Below are 20,411 nucleotides of genomic sequence, written 5' to 3'. Positions count from 1 at the left end.
CGGCAGGCCATGAGCGCGCTGCTGCAATTCATCGGCGACTGGGGCCATGCACTGGCCGCGGTCCTGTTCGCCGCGCTTGGCATCTTCATCCTGCGGCGCCGGGACGATGCGGCCGAGCCGCGCATGCTCGCCAGCGCGCTGCTGCTGACCTCCTGCTGGGCGCTCTATGTCTCGTTCGGTGGCGTCGACAAGCCGCTGTCGGGCATCGGGGAAAGTGTCCGCAACGCCGCCTGGCTGATGCTGCTGTTCGTCATGCTGCGGCGCGGGCCGGCCTCGCGCGGCGGCGCGCTGGTCGCCGTCGGCCTCGTCTATCTCGCCGTCGCCGGCCTCATCTTCCTCCAGACCTCGACCGATCTCACCTGGCGGCAATTGCCGGTCCGCAGCGATCTGCACCAGATGCTGGTGGCGGTGTCGCTGGTGCTGCGGATGATGACCGCGATCGGCTGCCTGCTGCTGGTCCATCATCTCTACACCGCCTGGCCCTCGCGCGATCGCGGGCGGGTGTCGCTGCTGCTCGGCGCGCTGGCGGCGATGTGGACCTATGACCTCAATCTCTATGTCATCGGCTATTTCGCGATGGACCGGGTCAACGAGCTATACGCGCTGCGCGGGCCGCTGATGGCGCTGCTGGCGCCGGTCATCGCCATCGGCATGCGCAAGGAAATGGCCGGCCGCCTGCAATTGTCGCGCACCATTGCCTTCCAGTCGCTCTCGCTGGTCGCGGTCGGCCTCTATGTCGTGGTGCTGACCGCGGCGGCGGTGCTGATCGAGATGATCGCCGGCCCCTATGCGCGGGTGGTGGAGATTGGCGCGGTCTTCTTCGTCGCGGTGACCGCGCTCGTCCTGCTGCCCTCGCCACAGATGCGCGCGCTGTGGAAGGTGCAGGTCGCCAAGCATTTCTTCCAGCATCGCTACGATTATCGCACCGAATGGATGCGCTTTGGCGAAACCATCGGCCGGCCGGGCGAAAATGCCCCGCCGCTGGGCGAGCGGGTGGCCAAGGCGGTCGCCGACATCACCGATTCCCCCGCTGCCTTGCTGCTGCTGCGCACCGATGACGGTCGGCTGGCGTTCGAGGCGCAATGGAACTGGCCGCAGGAGCCGATTGCCGGCCTGTCCCTGCCGCTCGATCAGTTGGAAAGCTGGGAAGGGAGCGGCTGGATCGTCGATGTCGGTCGCATCCGCGATGGCGACGCCACCTTCGACCTGCCGCCTTGGCTGATCGAGGATGCCCATGTCTGGGCGCTGGTCCCGCTGCTCCATTATGGCCGGCTGATCGGCGCGATCCTGCTTGCGCCGCCGCCGATCGACCGCCGCCTCGACTGGGAGGATTTCGACATGCTGCGCGCTGCCGGGCGCCAGGCGGCGACCCATATCAGCGAGGCGCAGGGGCAGCAGGCGCTCGACGACGCCCAGCGCTTCGACGAGTTCAACCGCCGCTTCGCCTTCATCGCGCATGACATCAAGAATCTGGTCAGCCAATTGTCCCTGCTCTCGCGCAATGCCGAGCGGCACGCCGACAATCCCGATTTCCGTGCCGACATGCTGCTGACGCTCAAGGAGTCGGTGGGCAAGATGAACGACATGCTCGCCCGCTTGTCGCAGCATAACAAGGGCCGGCCCGAAGAGCCGCGCCCGGTGGCGCTGGGGCCGCTGGTCGATCAGGTCGTGCGCAGCCGCGCCCGCCAGCGCGCCATCACCGTCAGTGGTGACTTGCCGGTCGCGCTCGCCGATCCGGCGCGGGTCGAGCAGATACTGGTCCATCTGCTGCAAAATGCGATCGACGCCAGCGATGCCGATCGCCCGGTCGAACTGCATCTGGGCAGCGCGCATGGCCAGGCGACATTGGCCGTGGTCGATCAGGGCTGCGGCATGACCGCCGAATTCATCCGCCGCGATCTGTTCAAGCCCTTTTCGTCCAGCAAGGCCGGCGGCTTTGGCCTCGGCGCCTTCGAGGCGCGGAGCCTGGCCGAGGCGATGGGCGGTCGGATCGACGTGGAAAGCAAACCCGGCGTGGGGAGCCGTTTCACCCTGCGCCTGCCGCTGGCGCCCGCGCCGGCGCGCGATGATGTTCAAGGAAAGGCCGCCTGATGAGCGACACCCGCCCCAAATTGCTGATCGTCGAGGATGATCCCGGCCTGCAGCGGCAATTGCGCTGGGCCTATGAGGATTATCAGCTCTTCATCGCCGGCGACCGGCTCGAAGCGATCGAGATGTTGCGGATGGAGGCACCCGATGTGGTGACGCTCGACCTGGGCCTGCCGCCGGACCCGGACGGCACCAGCGAGGGCTTTGCCACGCTGGAGGAGATATTGCGCATCAAGCCCGATACCAAGGTGATCGTGGCGTCGGGCCATGGCGCACGGGAAAGCGCGCTCAATGCCATTTCCGGCGGTGCCTATGATTTCTACCAGAAGCCGGTCGACATTGACGAACTGGGCCTGATCGTGCGCCGCGCCTTCCACGTCCACGCGCTGGAGCAGGAAAATGCCCGCCTCGCCGAAGCCGCGCCGGAGGGGGGCAGGGTGCTCGGCCGGATGATTACCGGCGCGCCGGAGATGATGCGGGTCGCCCGCACGATCGAGCGGGTCGCCAGCGCCGATGTCTCGGTCATGCTGCTGGGCGCCAGCGGCACCGGCAAGGAATTGCTGGCGCAGGGTCTGCATGATGCCAGCCCGCGTCGCGGCGGTGCCTTCGTCGCGATCAATTGCGCGGCCATCCCCGAAACCCTGCTGGAATCAGAACTGTTCGGGCATGAAAAGGGCGCCTTCACCGGTGCGGTCAAGACCACCCCCGGCAAGATCGAGCAGGCGCAGGGCGGCACCCTGTTCCTGGACGAGGTCGGCGACATTCCGCTGCCCCTGCAGGTAAAGCTGCTGCGCTTCCTGCAGGAACGGGTGATCGAACGGATCGGCGGGCGCCAGCCGATCGCGGTGGATACGCGCATCGTCTGCGCCACCCATCAGGATCTCGACGCGATGATCGCCGCCGCCAGCTTCCGTGAGGATCTCTATTATCGCCTTGCCGAGATCGTCATCCGCATCCCCGCGTTGCGCGACCGGCCGGGCGATCCGGCGCTGCTCGCGCGCCATTTCCTCACCCGCTTCGCGCAGGACATGAACCCGCAGGTCAAGGGCTTCGCCCCCGATGCGCTCGCCGCACTCGACGCCTGGGGCTGGCCGGGCAATGTGCGCGAGCTGGAAAATCGCGTGAAGCGCGCGGTCATCATGGCCGATGGCAAGCATGTGACGGCGGCCGATCTCGATCTCGACGGTGATCGAGCCGAAGGCAGCGAGGTCGTCAATCTCAAGGCCGCGCGCGAAATGGCCGATCGGCGCGCCATTCGCCGGGCGATCGCCCGCACCGACGGCAATATTTCCAGCGCCGCCAAGATATTGGGGATCAGCCGGCCGACTCTCTACGATCTGCTCAAGCAATATAAGATGCAGGGCTGATCGATGCGGCGCTCACGCCTGATCCTGCTGGCGGGCCTCGCCCTGCTGCTGCTGGCGCTGGCCGGCCTGTGGCAGTGGCGCGTGCATGAGGCGGACGGCAGTGCGGCGCTCGCGCGTGGGCTGGCCGCGCTGGATGCCGGCGATGCGCGCACCGCCCGGATCGAGCTGATGAACGCCATTCGTGGCAATTCGGCATCGCTCCCGGCGCGGCTGGGCCATGCCCGCGCGCTGGTGCAGCTGGGTGATGGCGCCGGGGCGCAGGCCGATCTGCTGCGGGCGCGCAAGCTGGGCGCCAGCGTCGCGGACATAAATGGGCTGCTGGCGCAGGCGCTGCTGTTGCAGGGCGATGCCGATGGCGCCCTGCGCGCGGTGCAGGCGCGCGAAGGCAAGTCGGCCGAGGCCGCCCGTGTCGCAGCCCGTGCCTGGCAGGCGAAGGGCGACAATGACGCCGCGCAGCGCGCCTTTGACGATGCGCTGCATCTCGCCCCGCGTGCGGCCCGGACCTGGATCGATCTCGGCCGGTTCCGCCTGATGCTGGGCGACCAGGCCGGGGCGATTGCGGCGGCGGACAAGGCATTGGCGCTGGCACCGGGCGATCCGGATGCGCTGACCCTGCGCGGCATGCTGATCCGCGATCAATATGGGCTGGTGGCGGCGCTGCCCTGGTTCGAACGCGCGCTGGACGATCATCCCAATGCGCTTGCCCCGCTCACCGAATATGCCGCGACGCTGGCCGATGCCGGCCGTGCGAGCCGCGCGCTCAGCGTCAGCCGGCGCATCCTGGCGCTCGATCCCGGCAATCCGCGCGCCTGGTTCCTTCAGGCGGTGATCGCTGCCCGCGCCGGCCAGATCGATCTTGCCCGCACCCTGCTGGCGCGCACCGATGGCCGGCTGGATGGCGAGCCGGCGACCCGGTTGCTGCGCGGCGTGCTGCACCTGTCGGATGGCAATGCCGTGCTGGCGGCCGATGCGCTGGGGCCGCTGGTGGCGATGCAGCCCGACAATCGCGTGGCGCGCACGCTGCTCGCCCGCGCTTCCTATCTGACCGGCGACTATGCCGGCACGGCGGCGACGCTCGCGCCCCTTGTCGATCGCCATGATGCCGATCCCTATGTGCTGACGCTGGCGGCCCGCGCGCAGGAGCAACTGGGCGATCGCGCGCAGGCCGACGCGTTGCTGGCCCGCGCGTCCTGGCCGGTGCGTCCCTCGTCGGACCTGCTGGGGGGCACGAACGCCGTCATGGCGCCGCCGGCCGATATCGCCACTGCGGCCGACAATATCCCCTATATCCGCGCGCTGCTGATGCAGGGGCGCACGGGCGAGGCGGTCGACCGCGCCGCGCTGCTGGCGCGCGCTAATCCCGGCGCGCCGGCCGCCCATGTCGTGCTGGGCGATGCGCTGGTCGCTGCCGGTCGGCCCGCCGATGCCGCCCGCAGTTTCGAGGCGGCGGCCAATATCCGGTTCGATCGCAATGCTGCGCTGCGGCTGGTCGCGGCCTGGAGCGCGGCGGGCGATCCTGCCCGCGCGCTGCAACTTATCCGCCTGTTCCTGGCGCAGAACCCGATGGATGTGGAGATGCAGCGGCTGGCGGCCGGGGCGGCGATGCAGGCGCATGACTGGCGCGGCGCGCTGCGTTTGTTGCAGGCGGTGCAGGCGCAGACGGGCGGCCATGATGCGCTGCTGATGGCCGATCTGGCCCGCGCGAGCCTGGAAACGGGATCGCCCGGCAAGGCGCGCCTCTATGCGGCCCAGGCCTATCGCCTGATGCCGGCCAATCCGGTCACCGCCGACATCTATGGCCTGGTGTTGCTGCGCACCGATGCGAAGGGGCCGGCGGCGATCGACCTGCTGGAAAAGGCGGTCGCCCTCGCGCCGCAAAACCCGCCTTTCCAGTTCCATCTGGGGCAGGCCTATGCCGCCGCCGGGCGCAAGGTGGAGGCGAAGCGCGCTTTGTCGCACGCGGCCGCCGCCCATTTCCCCGATCGCCAGCAGGCGGTCAAGGCGCTCGCTGCCTTGTAAAAAAAAAGCGCCCCGTGGGGCGCTCTTCTTCAGACCTTCTGGCTGTCCAGTTCGTCGAGCCGGATGCCCAGCCGCCGGATCTGTGCCGCGACCGGCGGCCACACGCTTTCCAGGAAGCGGCTGCGTTCCGCCTCGCGCAGCTTGCGGGTCGCGCCATCGGCGACGAACATGCCCACGCCGCGCTTCACGACGACCAGCCCGTCATCCTGGAAGCTCTGATAGGCCTTGGCCACGGTCAGCGGATTGGCGCCCTGCTGCGCGGCAAAGGCGCGGACCGAGGGGAGGAGGTCGCCATCGCGATAGTCCCCATCCAGGATGGAGGCGGCAATGATCTCGCGGAGGCGGAGATAGACGGGTTTGGATTCGTCGCTCATAAGTGCATCAGTGCCATAATACAGCCGTGCAGGTCAATGGACCTTGTTACGTGAAAGCCCGTATTTTCGGCAATTATCTGTCCCATGTCGATACGATATCGTTATAATCTGGCCGAGGCCGTTCTTCCAGCGCGCGTGAGGGCGTGCCGATGAAGACGAATCCGGCCAGCCGCTCGTCCGCGCTGCCAAAGGCGTCGCGCACATCGTCATTGAAGCTCGGCCATCCGGTCAGCCAGCCGCCGGCAAAGCCCAGCGCATGGGTGGCGTGCAACAGGTTCATGATCGCGGCGCCGGCTGACAATTCCTGTTCCCAGACCGGGATCTTGCTGCCCGCGATCGGCTTGGACAGCGCCACCACCAGGGTCGGCGCCTGATGCGCGAACTGGTGCATCGCCTCGATCTCCAGCCGCCCGGCCTCCGGCTTCTCGGCGCGATAGGCGGCCTCCAGCAGCGCGGCCAGCTTTTCCCTTTTGTCCTGCGGCACGATCACGAAGCGCCAGGGCGCCAGCTTGCCATGATCGGGCGTGCGCAGCGCGACTTCGAGGATCTGGCGCAGCTGCGCATCGTCCGGGCCGGGCGCGATCAGGTCGCGCGGCTTGCCGGAACGGCGGGTCTGCAGCAGGGTGAGGGGGCTGGAAAGGTCGTTGAACATCGGTTGCCAAATGGGACGCTTTGCCGCCGGGCGCAAGGGCGAAGGGCGCACTTCCTATCGCTTCAGCCCCTCTTTGACTCTGCCCACCTTTCCCCTCTAGGGTCCGTGCCATAACGCCGCCGCTTTCGCCGGCCGGCACAAAAAGACAATTTCAAGGGGGTCCGATGGCGACCGCAATCACCGTACCGGCGGAGGCAGGCAAGACCTGGCTCGGCCATCCGCGCGGCCTGTTCCTGCTGTTCTTCGCGGAAATGTGGGAACGTTTTTCCTATTATGGCATGCGTGCCATCCTGATTTTCTACCTCACCAAACATTTCCTGTTCGGCGAGGACAAGGCCTATATCCTCTACGGCGCCTATACCTCGCTGGTCTATATCACCCCGGTGATAGGCGGCTATCTGGCCGACCGGTTCCTTGGCCCGCGCAAGGCGGTGCTGGTGGGCGGCGTATTCATCGCCATCGGCCATTTCCTGATCGCCATCACCGAAGGGCCGGGGGGACAGGATGCCTTCTATCTCAACGGCTTCTATCTGGCGCTGGCCAGCATCATCGTCGGCACCGGCTTCCTGAAGGCCAATATCTCGGTGCTGGTGGGCGAACTTTATGCCCGTGACGATCATCGCCGCGACCCGGCCTTCTCCATCTTCTACATGGGCATCAACCTGGGCGGCGCCAGCGGACCGATTGTCTGCGGCCTGCTGGGCGAGCTGTGGGGCTGGAGCTGGGGCTTCGGCGCCGCCGGCGTCGGCATGCTGCTCGGCCTCGTCATGTTCGTCTGGCTGCGGCCCTGGCTGCTGGGCAAGGGCGAGCCGCCCGCGCCGGAAAAGCTGCGCGCGCCGGCGATCGGCACGATCTCGCAGGAATGGACCATCTATGCCAGCGCCGCGCTGGGCGTGGCGGCGATCTGGATGGTCATCCGCTATGCCGAACTGCTGGGCTATACGCTGCTGATCTTCTCGGCCCTGACGGTCGCCTACATCCTTTGGCGCTCGGTCACGGTGCTGACCAGGGTGGAGCGCGACCGGATGTTCGCCGCGCTCTTCCTGATCGCCCTCAATCCGCTCTTCTGGGGCCTGTTCGAACAGACCGGTTCCTCGCTCAACATCTTCACCGACCGCAATGTCGATCGCGTCATCCTGGGCTGGGATGTGCCGGCCTCTTTGTTCCAGTCGGTCAACTCCATCTACATCATCCTGCTCGCGCCGCTGTTCGCGGTGCTGTGGACCTTCCTCGACAAGCGCCGGCTGGAGCCATCCTCGCCCGCCAAGTTCGGCATCGGGCTCATCCTGTGCGGCGCCGGCTTCCTGGTGCTGGTCGCGGGCGCGGCGATGGCCGGGCAGTCGTTGACGCCGGTGATCTTCGTCTTCCTCATCTATCTGCTCCACACCATGGCGGAACTCTGCTTCTCGCCGGTCGGCCTGTCGGCGATGACGCGCCTGTCGGTGTCGAACATGGTCGGGCTGGTGATGGGCACCTGGTTCCTGGCGATGGCCGCGGGCAATTTCATCGCCGGCCTGATCGCGCGCGCCACCGGCAGCGGCGAGACGGGCGACGTGACCCAGGTGCTGGACGTCTACAGCCGCATCGGCTGGTTTTCCGTGGTGGTCGGCGGCCTGGTGCTGCTGGTCTCGCCCTATGTGAAACGCATGATGCATCTCGATCTCATTGCCGCTGAAAAGGGGAAACAGGCATGAACGCACGCAGCAAGCTGCTGCTGGGGCTGGCGCTGGTCGCGACCGGCATGACCGCGCCGGCGGTCGCCAAAAAGGAAAAGGACCAGCCCGCACCGGCGTCCCAGGGCAGTTCGGCCGAGCCGGACAATCCCTATCCTTCGACCTACAAGCCCTATCCGGGCGTGGCGACCGCGATCCGCGGCGCGACCATCTTCGATGGTGAGGGCGGACGGATCGACAAGGGCGTCGTCTTCCTGTCGGGTGGCAAGATCACCTCGATCGGTGGCCCCGACACGCCGATTCCGGCGGACATCGCGGTGTTCGACGGCACCGGCAAATATGTGACGCCCGGCGTCATCGACATTCACAGCCATCTGGGCGTCTATCCCTCGCCTGCTGTGGAGGCGCATTCGGACGGCAATGAAATGACCTCGCCGGTCACGCCCCATGTCTGGGCCGAACATTCGGTCTGGCCGCAGGATCCCGGCTTCGGCCGCGCACTTGCCAATGGCGGCGTCACCACGCTTCAGATCCTGCCCGGCTCGGGCAATCTGTTCGGCGGTCGCAGCGTGATCCTGAAGAATGTCCAGGCCCGCACCATGCAGGGGATGAAGTTCCCCGGCGCGCCCTATGGCCTGAAGATGGCCTGCGGCGAAAACCCCAAGCGCGTCTATGGCGCCAAGGGGCGCGAGCCCAGCACCCGCATGGGCAATATGGCGGTCGATCGCCAGACCTGGATCAAGGCGCGCGAATATCAGAAGAAGCGCGCCGCCGGTAAGGACCAGACCCGTGACCTGGGCATGGAGACGCTGGCCGATGCGCTGGAAGGCAAGATCCTGGTCCAGAACCATTGCTACCGCGCCGACGAGATGGCCAATGTGATCGATATGTCGAAGGAGTTCGGCTACAAGGTCACCGCCTTCCACCACGCGGTCGAGGCCTACAAGATCGCCGATTTGCTGCGCGAGAACGGCATCTGCGCCGCCATGTGGGGCGACTGGTATGGCTTCAAGATGGAAGCCTATGACGGGATCAAGGAAAATGTCCCGCTCGTCCACCAGGCCGGCGCCTGCGCCATCGTCCATTCCGATGACGAAAATGGCATCCAGCGGCTGAACCAGGAAGCGGCCAAGGCATTGGGCGCGGGCCGTCGCATGGGGCTGAATATCCCTGACGAGATCGCCTGGACCTGGCTCGCCATCAACCCGGCCAAGGCGATGGGCATCGCCGACCAGACCGGCAGCCTGAAGGTCGGCAAGATGGCCGACGTCGTGCTGTGGAACGGCAATCCGTTCAGCACCTATACCCGGCCGGAAAAGGTCTGGGTCGACGGCGCCCTGCTCTATGACGCCAATGATCCCAAGCGGCGCCCGGTAACCGACTTCGAACTCGGCCAGATCGGCGCGGGAGACGTGAAATGACGATGAAGACCGCAATCCGCGCCGCCGCCGCGCTGCTCGCCATTGCCGCCTCGCCCATGGCCCTGGCCCAGACCATCGCGATTACCGGCGCCACCCTGGCGATCGGGGACGGGTCGGAACCGATCCAGAATGGCACCGTGGTCATTTCCGCGGGCAAGGTGGTGGCCGCCGGGGCCGGCGTCGCCGTGCCGGCCGGCGCCAAGACCATCGACGCCAGCGGCAAATGGGTGACGCCCGGCATCGTCTCGGGCTTCTCGCGCGTCGGCCTGGCCGAAGTGCCCGGCGTCAAGGAAACCAACGACATCAACGCCCGCACGCCCTTCTCGGCCGCGATCGATGTTGCGCCGGCGATCAACCCGCTCGCCAATCCGATCGCGATCAGCCGCACCGCCGGCGTGACCCGCGCGGTGGTCGTGCCCGCGACCGGCAACGGCATCTTTGCCGGGCAGGGCGCGGTGGTCGATCTGGGTGCCGATATGGACCCGATCACCAAGGCGCGCGCCTTCCAATATGTCGAGATGGGCGAAGAGGGGGCGGAGGATGCCGGCGGCAGCCGACCGGCGGCTTACCTCACCTTCAAGATGATGCTGCGCGAGGCGCAGGATTATGCCAGGGCCCCGGCCAGCTATGATGGCCGGTCGAAGGACGCGCTGCTCAACCGGGTCGATGCCGAGGCGCTGGTCCCGGTCGTCACCGGCGCCATGCCGCTGATGATCCATGTCGAAAGCGCGCGCGACATTCTCGGCGTGCTGGCGCTCCGGAAGGACTTCCCGGCGCTGAAACTGATCCTCGCCGGCGCGACCGAGGGCTGGATGGTCGCCAGCCAGATCGCCGCCGCCAAGGTGCCGGTGATCGCCGGCGGGCTCGACGACCTGCCCTCCAGCTTCGAGAAGCTGGCCGCGACCCAGAGCAATGTCGGCCGCATGGTCAAGGCCGGCGTGCCCGTCGCCATGGGCCTGATGGACCGGGACGAAGCGCTGCAACTGCGCCTCGCCACCCAGCAGGCGGGCAATATGGTCGCCCTCAACAAGGTGCCGGGCGCCACTGGCCTCAGCTGGGGCCAGGCGCTGCGCAGCATCACTTCCGCCCCGGCCGAGGCGATGGGGCTGGGCGACCGGATCGGCTCGCTCAAGGCCGGCAAGGCGGGCGATGTGGTGATCTGGGACGGCGACCCGCTGGAAATGGAATCGGCGCCGGTCGCGGTGTGGATCGACGGCATCCAGCAGCCGATCGACAATCGCCAGACCAAGCTGCGCGACCGCTACGCCACCCCGGCCGAGGGCAGCCTGCCCAAGGCCTATGAATGGTAAGATGGGGAAGGGGGCCACGGCTCCCTTTTTCATGCCGCGCACATCTGCCGGCAAAATGCGGGGGGCATGGCACCAAAGGCGACCCCGCCTCGTTGGGGCAGGACGCAACCGCGATATAGGAGAGGCCCCATGCCCGATGAACTGAATGAAGCCCTCGAGCGGTTCCAGATGTTTGCCGCCCGCTTCAAACTAGATGATCTGATCGATGCCGAAAGCGGCTTCACCGGCAACGACGCCGCCCTGCTGGCGGGCGAAGTCGAAATGGCCATCCAGACCAGAGGCATGCAAGACAGCCCCGAGCCGGATATAGACGGCGGCCTGTTCTAGGGGCCGTGAATCCAGCTGGGCGACGATAGAAGCGCACTATCTGGGCAAACTGCCCCCGGACGCAGCGGCAGGAACAATCAGCTATTCATGGAGGTCGTGCTGTGGACTGTTCGAAAGGGCAGTCCATGGCGCGACCTGCCGACCCATTCGATTAACCGGGAAAGGCGCCGCCTCTGGTTCCCGGCCACGGTCGACTTCCGACGGAAATGCTGTCCTCCCTGCACGACAGGCGCCGCATGATCACGCGCGATTAGTAGGTCATCTGGCCGGTGACATTGCCGCCGTCGAGATAGCGGCAGACCAGTATCTCATCCTCGCCGCTGGCGACGGTGACGAGCGCACATCCCACCTGTGTCGTGTCGCGCCAGATCAGCTGGGTATAATGGCCGACATCTTCCCACTGGCCCGATGTGCTGACATCGGTGAACACGCCATTCTTGAACGCTGCCTTCTCGTCGATCCACATGGTGACCATGTCTTCGGGCGTATAGGCGCCCTTGCTGCCCCGCCACAGATTCTCGCCCTCTGCGACCAGCGAGCCATCATGTTCGAGATCGCTTAGCGTCTGGAGATTGGCGCCCCATCGCGCCGCATCGGCGGCGAGCGCCGGGCTCCAGCTAAGGTTCGGCACGCCAATCTGGCCACGCTCCGCATTATGGGCGGCCAGGACGCGCTGGTCGAAATTGTCGAGCCGGTTCTGCGCCTGTACCGGTGATGCCGCGATAAGGCCCAGCAGAATGGCGGCTGACCGCTGTATCGAGGGGCGCGTGAGAAGCTCCAGCATCATAAACTTCTCCTTGCTCTGATGGTAGATCGCGCGGGGCATTAGCCGAATTTTTCGAGCAGATATTGCGAGACCCAGATCTGGGTGCCAGCCAATTGGGGCAGCGCCAGCCTGGTCCGCTGGTCAAAGCGCAGCTGCCGCGCCAGCCCATCGCCGATGGCCGCCCCGGCGGCCATCTCGTGCGGGTTGAAGCTGTTCCGCACCCGGCGCAGGGCGTCGCGCACGCGGTCGCCTTCCTCGCCGGTCAGGGTCGCGGGTAATGGCCCACCATAAGGGGTGCCGCTTGCGATTAGGCCGAGCAGCTTCGCAAAATCATCGGGTTGCATCTCTACCCATTGATGAGGCTGGAGAATGGCCTTCGGGCGGAAAATCACAGCGGTTGCCGTCACGATCCCTCCCGTCAGATAGACGGTCGGGCGTTGCCGGGGTGGGGGTTCCGTTGCAATCTGTGGCGCCAGCACCGGGGCCACGGTGTCGCCGTAAAATTCCGATGCCCTTTGACTGACAGTGGCGGTGCGGACGTCCGGCCAGCGAAGCTTGACCGCGCCGGCCATCGTCTTGGGTCCATAGGGCGCCGAAAGGGCGACAAACTGGCCATGCTGGTCATAATAGCCGCCCTTGATCGTGCCGCTGGCGATGTTGACGTGCATCACATTGCGGCGGTCGGCGGGGCGCACGATCCTGTCATAGCCCAGCCGTGCCTGATCCTTGATCGAGATGATTTCGGGGGTGATGCCCGTTCGTGCGGGAAGGGCGGCGACGAACTGCTCCACCCGGCCTGGCGCGAAATCGATCAGGCCGCCTGAAACCAGTACGGCAATGTCGCCGGTCTGCAAACCATGCTGGGACTTCAGCCGATCGATATGGCCGGCCACGATCTCGACGCTCTGGGCGGCCATGGCGTCATCCGCTGCGGGGCCGAGTGGGCTTGCCAGTTCGGTTTCGACGAACGCCTTGCCGCTGGGCTCCGGCGCCATGCGCTCGAAGCCCGAAAGCCTGCGTTGGCCCAGTTGGTCACGGTCGAACCGGTAGGCTGCGACGCTCATTCCGCCTCGTCGGATTTCGACGACGCCATAGGTTTTTTGCCGGTTCGCCTGCGCATTCGCCCTGGCTGGTATCAGGCCCGGTATCAGGGACAGGCCTGTGACCGATGCTGCCGTTGCGCCGATGAATGCGCGCCTGCTCCAAGCCATCGCTGTCCCCCATGTCCAGGCAGATGTCGGGGCCAATCCCGGCGAGCTGCGACAAACGGATTGCTAGGGCGATGTCGGGTGCGAAACAATCGGGCTATTCCGGATCGCCGATGGCGGAAAATCCTTAGGGGCGATGGCGCCGGGGCCGTGGCGTCTGTCCTACAGCGCCGGCTTTCCGCTATACCGTCGCCGGCTCTTTCCCATCGTCCGCGCGCGTCCTCGGCCTCGCACGATAATTTCCATCATCGGCACGAAAATGTCAGGATGTGCGGGAAATATGCGAAGTTAAGCGCGGCATTTCCTATTTTTGCCGGGCCGGGTTCAGCCGCTGGTGGCGCCCCACACGTCGCTCGCCTTCACGAAGCCCTTCTGGCCCTTCACGTCGAATGCGCACCAGCCGCTCGAGCAGGAACCGATCCGGCCGACCACGCCCTTTTCGGCGCGGAACAGGGTGCGGCTGGTTTCGCTCGCGCCCTCGTGCATCGGTGCTTGCGCTGCGGTGACGATCGCCGTGGCGGTATCGCTCAGCAGGCGGACATGCATCCAGCCCTGGGCACCGTCAGGGTCTTCCACCTTGCGCCACAGGCCCAGCACCTGCACCACCTTCACCGGCAGGTCGCGGCGCTGATAGACCCAGTTGGACGGGTAATCGAGGCTGGGGCCGACGCGCATCCGCGCCTCGTCGTGCGACAGTGATGCCCAATAGGGCACCGGCTTGGCCGGGGCCGCCGCCGCGCCGCTCATATTGGTCAGTGTCGCGATCATGCCCGCGCCCAGCAGCAGGCGCTTCATGCCCGACCCTTTGCCCATATCACCCATGGTCTTTCCATACGCTTGTCCGGCCGGTCGCGACAAGCTTTCAATCGCAGGCAGCCGCATATCCGCTTGACCGGCGGGGCAGGCGGGAATAGCGGCCATGCTATGGCCAGGAAACCGCGCCCCGCAACGCCGCGCGTCATCGTGACGCGTCGCCTGCCCCCCAATGTGGAGGCGCGCATGGCCGAACTGTTCGACGCCAGCTTCAACACCGGCGACATCCCCATGAACCGGGCCGAACTCGCCGCCGCCATGGCGCAGTGCGACGTGCTGGTGCCCTGCATCAGTGACCAGATCGACGCGGAACTGATCGCCGGCGCGCCCGACCGGCTGCAACTGATCGCCAGCTTCGGCAGCGGCGTCGACCATATCGACCTCGCCGCCGCGCGGACCAGGGGCGTGATCGTCACCAACACGCCCGGCGTGCTGACCGAAGACACGGCCGACATGACCATGGCGCTGATCCTCTCCGTGCCCCGCCGCCTGGCCGAGGGGGAGAAGCTGGTGCGCTCGGGCCAATGGCATGGCTGGAGCCCGTCGGGCATGCTCGGCCATCGCATCGGCGGCAAGAAGCTGGGCCTCATCGGCATGGGTCGCATCGGTCGCGCCGTCGCCCGCCGCGCGAAGGCGTTCGGCCTCTCCATCGCCTATCATAATCGCCACCGCCTGCCGTTCGAGGTGGAGCAGGAGCTGGAGGCCAGCTGGCATGACGATCTCGACGCGCTGCTGCGCGAATGCGACATCGTGTCGATCCATTGTCCGCTCAACGCCGACAGCCGTGGCCTGATCGATGCGCGGCGGATCGGCCTGATGCGGCCCGACGCCTATCTCATCAACACCTCCCGCGCGGAAATCACCGATGAGCCGGCACTGATCGCTGCGCTCGCTGAAGCACGGATTGCCGGTGCCGGGCTTGACGTCTACACCCATGAGCCGGCGGTCGATCCGCGGCTGCTCGCGCTCGCCAACGTCACCCTGCTGCCCCATGTCGGCTCGGCGACCTTCGAGGGGCGCGATGCCACCGGCGCGCGCGTCATCGCCAATATCCGCACCTGGGCCGATGGCCATCGCCCACCCAATCAGGTGCTTGAAGGCTGGGTCTGATCGCTGCGCGCGCGGAACAATGCGCGCCTTCCTCCGTTTGGAAACATCAGAGAAACGGAAGGAATCCCACCATGATTCGTCTTGCCATCATTGCCCTTGTGATCGCGGCCGTGCTCGCCGTCCTCGGCTTCGGCGGCGCCGCCGGCACCTTTGTCGGCATCGCCAAATTGCTGTTCGGCGTCGCGATTGCCCTGTTCCTGATCTTCCTTGTTCTGGGCCTTCTGGCTGGCAAGGGAATCAAGGATGCGATAGACTGACACGCATGATCGAGATTGGCGCTGGAGTGGATGAGACCGGGCGGTTGCTGCGCGATGAGGCCGGCTTCCTGCTCCAGCGCGATCTGGGCGGCACCTGGCGACTGGTGTTGCTGCGCGTGCCGGTCGACCATGTCGAAAAGCGGGTCCGGGTGCGCGCCTATTATGCCGGCGACGACATTGTCGAAGCGGATGGCGTAGCCGCCGCCTGAACCGGCATCGGGCCATCTTGCCAGAATCGTTGCGCCGCGCGATCAGTTGCGCCCATGCGCAAGATCATTTCCCTGATGCTCGCCGTTGCGGCGCCAGCTCTGGCTCACGCCCAGACTCCCCATGACCAACTGACCCAGGTGATCGATGATCACTGGAAATGGTATCTGTCGGTCCATCCGGTGGAGGCTACCGCGCGCGGCGTGCGCGACTACGACGATCAGATTTCGGACCTGTCGTTTGGCGCCCGCGATGCCCAGATCAAGGCGGAACAGGGCTTCGTCACCCGGCTGGATGCGGTGCCGGAGGCGGGGCTGGATGCCGCCGACAAGGTGAACCGTGCCGTGCTGTTGTGGATGCTGCGCGACGACATCGCCAGCGACAAGCATCAGGCCGAACGGCTGATGCTCTTCACCACCTATTATAGCTGGCATCAGGGCTTTTCCGGCATGGCCGACGGCCTGCCTTTCTACACCCGTGCCGATTATGAGAGCTATTTGAAGCGCCTTGCGCTTTATCCCAAGCAGAATGGCGACGGCATGGCGATCACCCGCCAAGCGATCAAGGGCGGTTACGTGCTGCCCTGTTCGGTGCTGGGCGGCTTTGCCAAGGGGATCAGCGGCATCGTCGCCGGGCCGCCGGAGGGCACGCGCTTCTACGAGCCCTTCACGCGGACGAAACCGCGCGACATCAGCGACGCCGACTGGGCGGCACTGCAGGCGCGCGCGGTAGCGGTGATCCGCGATGTCATCACGCCCGAATATGGCAAATGGCACGACCTGTTCGTGGCGGACTATCTGCCCAAATGCCGCAAGAGCGACAGCGCCTCGACCCTGCCGGGCGGGGCGGCCTGGTATGCCAGTCGGGTGCGCACCCACACCGCCACCGACCTGACGCCCGATCAGATCCACCAGATCGGGCTGGATGAGGTGGCCCGCATCGGCAAGCGGATGGACGCGATCGCGGCCAAGGCGGGCTATCCCAGCCGCGCCGCCTTCATCCAGCATCTGCGCACCGACCCCAGCTATTACGCCAAGACGCCCGAGGAACTGCTGCGCGTTGCCGCACGCCAAGCCAAGACGATCGACGGCCTGCTGCCGCGCTATTTCGCCACGCTGCCGCGCCTGCCTTATGGCATCAAGCCGATCCCGGCGGCCGAGGCGGAGGGGACGACCACGGCCTATTATGGCCCCGGCGCGCCCGAGGCAGGAATTTCCGGCACCTATTGGGTCAACACCTCGAAGCTCGACCAGCGGCCCTTCTGGGAATTGCCGGCGCTGACCGCGCATGAAGCGGTGCCGGGCCATCACAACCAAATCGCGTTGCAGCAGGAATTGCCGCTGCCGCCCTTCCGCAAATATCTCGCCGGCTTCACCGCCTATGTCGAGGGCTGGGCGCTCTACACCGAATATCTGGGCGAGGAGATGGGGCTCTACGACACGCCCGAAAAGATGATGGGTCGCCTGTCCTACGAGATGTGGCGCGCCTGTCGCCTGGTGGTGGACACCGGCATCCATGCCAAGGGCTGGGACAAGGCGAAGGCCGTCGCCTTCATGAAGGCGAACAGCGCCCTGAGCGACGCCAATATCGATGCGGAGGTCAATCGCTATATCAGTTGGCCGGGACAGGCGCTGGGCTACAAGCTGGGCGAGATCAAGATCCGCGAATTGCGCGCGCGGGCGGAACAGCAGCTTGGGCCCAAATTCGACCTGCGCCGTTTTCATGACGCGGTGCTGTCGCAGGGGGCGGTGCCGCTTACCGTGCTGGAAAGCCAGATCGACGGCTGGATCGCCGCGGAAAAGGCGCGCTGACAAGTGCGCTGATAAAGGCAAGATGTGGGGCGGGGCGGGAGCGATTTCCACGCCTCCCGCACAATAAAAGTGCGCCCCATGTGCGCGTCGCTGCGAATGATTTTCAGTAAGCGAAAATGGCGGAAATAAAGGGGCTTTCGGCCATTTTGTCCCTTTGCCTGAGCGGTCGCAATCTGTATGCCACCGCTCATCGGGACACACTTGCTTCGACCATAGGTTGGGGCGCCTCCCTCCACCTTGCCGCGTCTTCGTGGCTTCTGGTGGGAACGCGACGCTTCCTTCCGCATGGCCGGGCCTATGCGAGGAGACGCATATCTTATGACCGCCACCGGACAGGATACTCTCGGCACGCGCGACACGCTCAATGTCGGCGGCAAGGACATCGCCTATTATTCGTTGGAAAAGGCGGCTGCGAAGCTGGGCGATGTTTCGCGCCTGCCTTTCTCGATGAAGGTGCTGCTCGAAAATCTGCTGCGCTTCGAGGATGGCGTGACCGTCACCACCGACGACATCAAGGCGATCGTCGACTGGCAGAATGACAAGGGCAAGGCGGAGCGCGAGATCCAGTATCGCCCGGCGCGCGTGCTGCTGCAGGACTTCACCGGCGTGCCCTGCGTCGTCGACCTGGCCGCCATGCGCGACGCGATGAACGCGCTGGGCGCCGACGCGAGCAAGATCAACCCGCAGGTGCCCGTCCACCTCGTCATCGACCATTCGGTCATGGTCGACGAGTTCGGCACGCCGCGCGCGTTCCAGGACAATATGGAGATCGAATATCAGCGCAATATGGAGCGCTACGACTTCCTGAAATGGGGCAGCAAGAGCCTCGCCAATTTCTACGCCGTGCCGCCGGGCACCGGCATCTGTCATCAGGTGAACCTGGAAAATATCGCGCAGGGCGTCTGGTCGAGCGAAGGCGCTGATGGTGCCACCATCGCCTATCCCGACACCTGCGTCGGCACGGACAGCCACACCACCATGGTCAATGGCCTTGGCGTGCTGGGCTGGGGCGTGGGCGGGATCGAGGCGGAGGCCGCGATGCTGGGCCAGCCCGTCTCCATGCTGATCCCCGAAGTGGTCGGCTTCAAGTTTACCGGCAATTTGAAGGAAGGCGTGACCGCCACCGACCTGGTGCTGACCTGCACCCAGATGTTGCGCGCGCGCGGCGTGGTCGGCCGCTTTGTCGAATATTTCGGCCCCGGCCTTGCCACTCTCAGCCTCGCTGACCGGGCGACGCTGGCCAATATGGCGCCCGAATATGGCGCGACCTGCGGCTTCTTCGGCATCGATGACAAGACGCTGGACTATATGCGCCTGACCGGCCGCAGCGACGAGAATATCGCGCTGGTCGAGGCCTATGCCAAGCAGCAGGGCTTCTGGATCGATCCGTCGGTCGAGCCGATCTTCACCGATACGCTGGAGCTGGACCTGTCCACCGTGGTGCCGAGCCTGGCTGGTCCCAAGCGCCCGCAGGACCGCGTCGCGCTTCCGCAAGTGGACGACGTGTTCAACGCGGACATGGAGAAGACCTATCAGAAGGCGCAGACCCGCGTTCCGGTCGAGGGCAAGGATTATGACATTGGCGACGGCGACGTCACCATCGCCGCGATCACCAGCTGCACCAACACCTCCAACCCCAATGTGCTGATCGCGGCCGGCCTGGTCGCCAAGAAGGCGAACGAGCTGGGCTTGAAGCCCAAGCCCTGGGTCAAGACCTCGCTGGCGCCGGGTAGCCAGGTCGTCACCGACTATCTGGAAAAGGCGGGCCTTCAGGCGCATCTCGACGCGATCGGCTTTAACCTCGTCGGCTATGGCTGCACCACCTGCATCGGCAATTCCGGCCCGCTGGCCGAGCCGATCAGCAAGGCGATCAATGAAAATGGCCTGGTCGCTGCCGCCGTCATTTCGGGCAACCGCAACTTCGAAGGTCGCGTCTCGCCCGACGTGCGCGCCAACTTCCTCGCTTCGCCGCCGCTGGTCGTCGCCTATGCGCTCAAGGGCACGGTGATCGAGGATTTCATCACCACCCCGATCGGCACGAGCAAGGATGGCGAAGCGGTCTATCTCAAGGACATCTGGCCGACCAATGACGAGGTCGCGACCACCCTGGCGGGGGCGGTCGACCGGGAGATGTTCCGCGCCCGCTACGCCAATGTCTACAAGGGCGACGCCCATTGGCAGGCGATCGAGGTCACCGGATCGGACACCTACAAGTGGCGCGCCGGGTCGACCTATGTCGCCAATCCGCCCTATTTCGAGGGGCTGACCATGACCCCGGCGCCGGTCACCGACATCATCGGCGCCATGCCGCTGGCGATCTTCGGCGACTCGATCACCACCGACCACATCTCGCCGGCCGGTTCGATCAAGGCGACCTCGCCCGCAGGCAAGTGGCTGAGCGAGCATCAGGTCGCCCAGGCCGACTATAACAGCTATGGTTCGCGCCGTGGCCATCACGAAGTCATGATGCGTGGCACCTTCGCCAATATCCGCATCAAGAATCTGATGCTCGATGGCGTCGAAGGCGGCATGACCAGCTATCAGGGCGAAGTCATGCCGATCTATGACGCGGCGATGAAGCACAAGGCCGACGGCACGCCGCTGGTCGTGATCGGTGGCAAGGAATATGGCACCGGCTCGTCGCGCGACTGGGCGGCCAAGGGCACCAACCTGCTCGGCGTGCGCGCCGTGATCGTCGAAAGCTTCGAGCGTATCCACCGGTCGAACCTGGTCGGCATGGGCGTGCTGCCCCTGGTGTTCAAGGATGGCCAGACCCGCGACACGCTGGGCCTCAAGGGCGATGACAGCTTCACCATCACCGGTGTCGCCGACCTCAAGCCCCGCCAGGATGTCGAAGTGCAGGTCACCCGCGCCGACGGTTCGACCTTCAGCTTCACCGCGCTTTGCCGCATCGATACCGTCAACGAGCTGGAATATTTCCTCAACGGCGGCATCCTGCAATATGTGCTGCGCAAGCTGGCGGCCTGAGCGCTTGATCGATTGACGCG

17 protein-coding genes are annotated in these 20,411 nt (G+C 65.9%); 12 read left to right on the top strand and 5 right to left on the bottom strand.

The genetic code is table 11. The features are described from left to right. Positions 1 to 9: 9 nt before the first annotated feature. Genes prsK through HH800_RS14535 form a run of 3 tightly spaced genes read left to right on the top strand, consistent with a single transcriptional unit; the run spans position 10 to position 5,474 of the window. Complete coding sequence (gene prsK / locus HH800_RS14545) at positions 10 to 2,091, top strand: XrtA/PEP-CTERM system histidine kinase PrsK (RefSeq protein ID WP_169861502.1); 2,082 nt, start codon at positions 10 to 12, stop codon at positions 2,089 to 2,091. Next, entirely contained in the window at positions 2,091 to 3,455 is a 1,365-nt protein-coding gene (gene prsR / locus HH800_RS14540; RefSeq protein WP_004211323.1) for a PEP-CTERM-box response regulator transcription factor, read from the top strand. The genes prsK and prsR overlap by 1 nt, the downstream gene beginning before the upstream one ends. Before the next feature lie 3 nt (positions 3,456 to 3,458). Beyond that, positions 3,459 to 5,474: a tetratricopeptide repeat protein gene (locus tag HH800_RS14535; protein WP_169861501.1), complete on the top strand. Its 2,016-nt coding sequence runs from the start codon at positions 3,459 to 3,461 to the stop codon at positions 5,472 to 5,474. 29 nt (positions 5,475 to 5,503) lie between these two features. Here the strand turns inward: HH800_RS14535 and HH800_RS14530 are convergent, their stop codons facing one another. Then, positions 5,504 to 5,848, bottom strand: coding sequence for a GntR family transcriptional regulator (locus HH800_RS14530; protein ID WP_004211328.1), 345 nt, complete (start codon positions 5,846 to 5,848; stop codon positions 5,504 to 5,506). Positions 5,849 to 5,921: 73 nt separating this feature from the next. Beyond that, positions 5,922 to 6,500, bottom strand: coding sequence for a nitroreductase family protein (locus HH800_RS14525; RefSeq protein ID WP_169861500.1), 579 nt, complete (start codon positions 6,498 to 6,500; stop codon positions 5,922 to 5,924). Between the two features lie 164 nt (positions 6,501 to 6,664). Between HH800_RS14525 and HH800_RS14520 the strand changes: the two genes are divergently transcribed. The 4 genes from HH800_RS14520 to HH800_RS14505 all read left to right on the top strand — a co-directional run bounded on the left by HH800_RS14520 (position 6,665) and on the right by HH800_RS14505 (position 11,231). Further along, entirely contained in the window at positions 6,665 to 8,194 is a 1,530-nt protein-coding gene (locus HH800_RS14520; RefSeq protein WP_169861499.1) for a peptide MFS transporter, read from the top strand. Beyond that, positions 8,191 to 9,594, top strand: a complete 1,404-nt coding sequence (locus HH800_RS14515; RefSeq protein ID WP_169861498.1) for an amidohydrolase — start codon at positions 8,191 to 8,193, stop codon at positions 9,592 to 9,594. The genes HH800_RS14520 and HH800_RS14515 overlap by 4 nt, the downstream gene beginning before the upstream one ends. Further along, positions 9,591 to 10,904, top strand: a complete 1,314-nt coding sequence (locus tag HH800_RS14510; protein ID WP_004211333.1) for an amidohydrolase family protein — start codon at positions 9,591 to 9,593, stop codon at positions 10,902 to 10,904. Before HH800_RS14515 ends, HH800_RS14510 begins: the two co-directional genes overlap by 4 nt. Positions 10,905 to 11,033: 129 nt before the next feature. After that, the gene (locus tag HH800_RS14505) at positions 11,034 to 11,231 is read left to right on the top strand and encodes a hypothetical protein (protein ID WP_169861497.1); all 198 of its coding nucleotides are present in this window, start codon (positions 11,034 to 11,036) and stop codon (positions 11,229 to 11,231) included. Between the two features lie 250 nt (positions 11,232 to 11,481). On the opposite strand, the gene HH800_RS14495 is transcribed toward HH800_RS14505, so the two are convergent. The 3 genes from HH800_RS14495 to HH800_RS14485 form a co-directional block, all read right to left on the bottom strand. Continuing rightward, complete coding sequence (locus tag HH800_RS14495; protein WP_235681888.1) at positions 11,482 to 12,018, bottom strand: CAP domain-containing protein; 537 nt, start codon at positions 12,016 to 12,018, stop codon at positions 11,482 to 11,484. 38 nt (positions 12,019 to 12,056) lie between these two features. Beyond that, positions 12,057 to 13,061, bottom strand: coding sequence for a hypothetical protein (locus HH800_RS14490; RefSeq protein WP_169861495.1), 1,005 nt, complete (start codon positions 13,059 to 13,061; stop codon positions 12,057 to 12,059). Positions 13,062 to 13,529: 468 nt separating this feature from the next. Further along, entirely contained in the window at positions 13,530 to 14,027 is a 498-nt protein-coding gene (locus HH800_RS14485; protein WP_169861494.1) for an SH3 domain-containing protein, read from the bottom strand. A 102-nt stretch (positions 14,028 to 14,129) separates the two neighbouring features. On the opposite strand from HH800_RS14485, the gene HH800_RS14480 reads away from it, so the two are divergent. The 5 genes from HH800_RS14480 (at position 14,130) to acnA (ending at position 20,391) form a co-directional block, all read left to right on the top strand. Then, positions 14,130 to 15,128 (top strand): 2-hydroxyacid dehydrogenase, encoded by a 999-nt coding sequence (locus HH800_RS14480; protein ID WP_169861493.1) that lies wholly within the window; start codon positions 14,130 to 14,132, stop codon positions 15,126 to 15,128. 71 nt (positions 15,129 to 15,199) lie between these two features. Beyond that, positions 15,200 to 15,385, top strand: coding sequence for a DUF1328 domain-containing protein (locus HH800_RS14475; protein WP_017502243.1), 186 nt, complete (start codon positions 15,200 to 15,202; stop codon positions 15,383 to 15,385). Between the two features lie 5 nt (positions 15,386 to 15,390). Further along, on the top strand, positions 15,391 to 15,594 hold the full coding sequence (locus HH800_RS14470) for a DUF5818 domain-containing protein (protein WP_169861492.1): 204 nt from the start codon (positions 15,391 to 15,393) through the stop codon (positions 15,592 to 15,594). A gap of 54 nt (positions 15,595 to 15,648) precedes the next feature. Continuing rightward, positions 15,649 to 17,403, top strand: coding sequence for a DUF885 domain-containing protein (locus HH800_RS14465; RefSeq protein WP_169861491.1), 1,755 nt, complete (start codon positions 15,649 to 15,651; stop codon positions 17,401 to 17,403). A gap of 318 nt (positions 17,404 to 17,721) precedes the next feature. Beyond that, positions 17,722 to 20,391, top strand: coding sequence for an aconitate hydratase AcnA (gene acnA, locus HH800_RS14460; RefSeq protein ID WP_169861490.1), 2,670 nt, complete (start codon positions 17,722 to 17,724; stop codon positions 20,389 to 20,391). Positions 20,392 to 20,411 lie beyond the last annotated feature (20 nt).

The sequence above is a fragment of the Sphingobium yanoikuyae genome, assembly GCF_013001025.1.
Lineage (GTDB): Bacteria > Pseudomonadota > Alphaproteobacteria > Sphingomonadales > Sphingomonadaceae > Sphingobium > Sphingobium yanoikuyae_A.
The sequence above is the reverse complement of the archived record's forward strand: the minus strand, read 5'-3'. Positions and strand labels throughout refer to the sequence as shown.

Coding starts and splice junctions, on each gene's coding strand:
- prsK (WP_169861502.1), top strand. CDS start 10: ATGAGCGCGCTGCTGCAATTCATCGGCGACTGGGGCCATGCACTGGCC.
- prsR (WP_004211323.1), top strand. CDS start 2,091: ATGAGCGACACCCGCCCCAAATTGCTGATCGTCGAGGATGATCCCGGC.
- HH800_RS14535 (WP_169861501.1), top strand. CDS start 3,459: ATGCGGCGCTCACGCCTGATCCTGCTGGCGGGCCTCGCCCTGCTGCTG.
- HH800_RS14530 (WP_004211328.1), bottom strand. CDS start 5,848: ATGAGCGACGAATCCAAACCCGTCTATCTCCGCCTCCGCGAGATCATT.
- HH800_RS14525 (WP_169861500.1), bottom strand. CDS start 6,500: ATGTTCAACGACCTTTCCAGCCCCCTCACCCTGCTGCAGACCCGCCGT.
- HH800_RS14520 (WP_169861499.1), top strand. CDS start 6,665: ATGGCGACCGCAATCACCGTACCGGCGGAGGCAGGCAAGACCTGGCTC.
- HH800_RS14515 (WP_169861498.1), top strand. CDS start 8,191: ATGAACGCACGCAGCAAGCTGCTGCTGGGGCTGGCGCTGGTCGCGACC.
- HH800_RS14510 (WP_004211333.1), top strand. CDS start 9,591: ATGACGATGAAGACCGCAATCCGCGCCGCCGCCGCGCTGCTCGCCATT.
- HH800_RS14505 (WP_169861497.1), top strand. CDS start 11,034: ATGCCCGATGAACTGAATGAAGCCCTCGAGCGGTTCCAGATGTTTGCC.
- HH800_RS14495 (WP_235681888.1), bottom strand. CDS start 12,018: ATGATGCTGGAGCTTCTCACGCGCCCCTCGATACAGCGGTCAGCCGCC.
- HH800_RS14490 (WP_169861495.1), bottom strand. CDS start 13,061: ATGAGCGTCGCAGCCTACCGGTTCGACCGTGACCAACTGGGCCAACGC.
- HH800_RS14485 (WP_169861494.1), bottom strand. CDS start 14,027: ATGGGTGATATGGGCAAAGGGTCGGGCATGAAGCGCCTGCTGCTGGGC.
- HH800_RS14480 (WP_169861493.1), top strand. CDS start 14,130: ATGGCCAGGAAACCGCGCCCCGCAACGCCGCGCGTCATCGTGACGCGT.
- HH800_RS14475 (WP_017502243.1), top strand. CDS start 15,200: ATGATTCGTCTTGCCATCATTGCCCTTGTGATCGCGGCCGTGCTCGCC.
- HH800_RS14470 (WP_169861492.1), top strand. CDS start 15,391: ATGATCGAGATTGGCGCTGGAGTGGATGAGACCGGGCGGTTGCTGCGC.
- HH800_RS14465 (WP_169861491.1), top strand. CDS start 15,649: ATGCGCAAGATCATTTCCCTGATGCTCGCCGTTGCGGCGCCAGCTCTG.
- acnA (WP_169861490.1), top strand. CDS start 17,722: ATGACCGCCACCGGACAGGATACTCTCGGCACGCGCGACACGCTCAAT.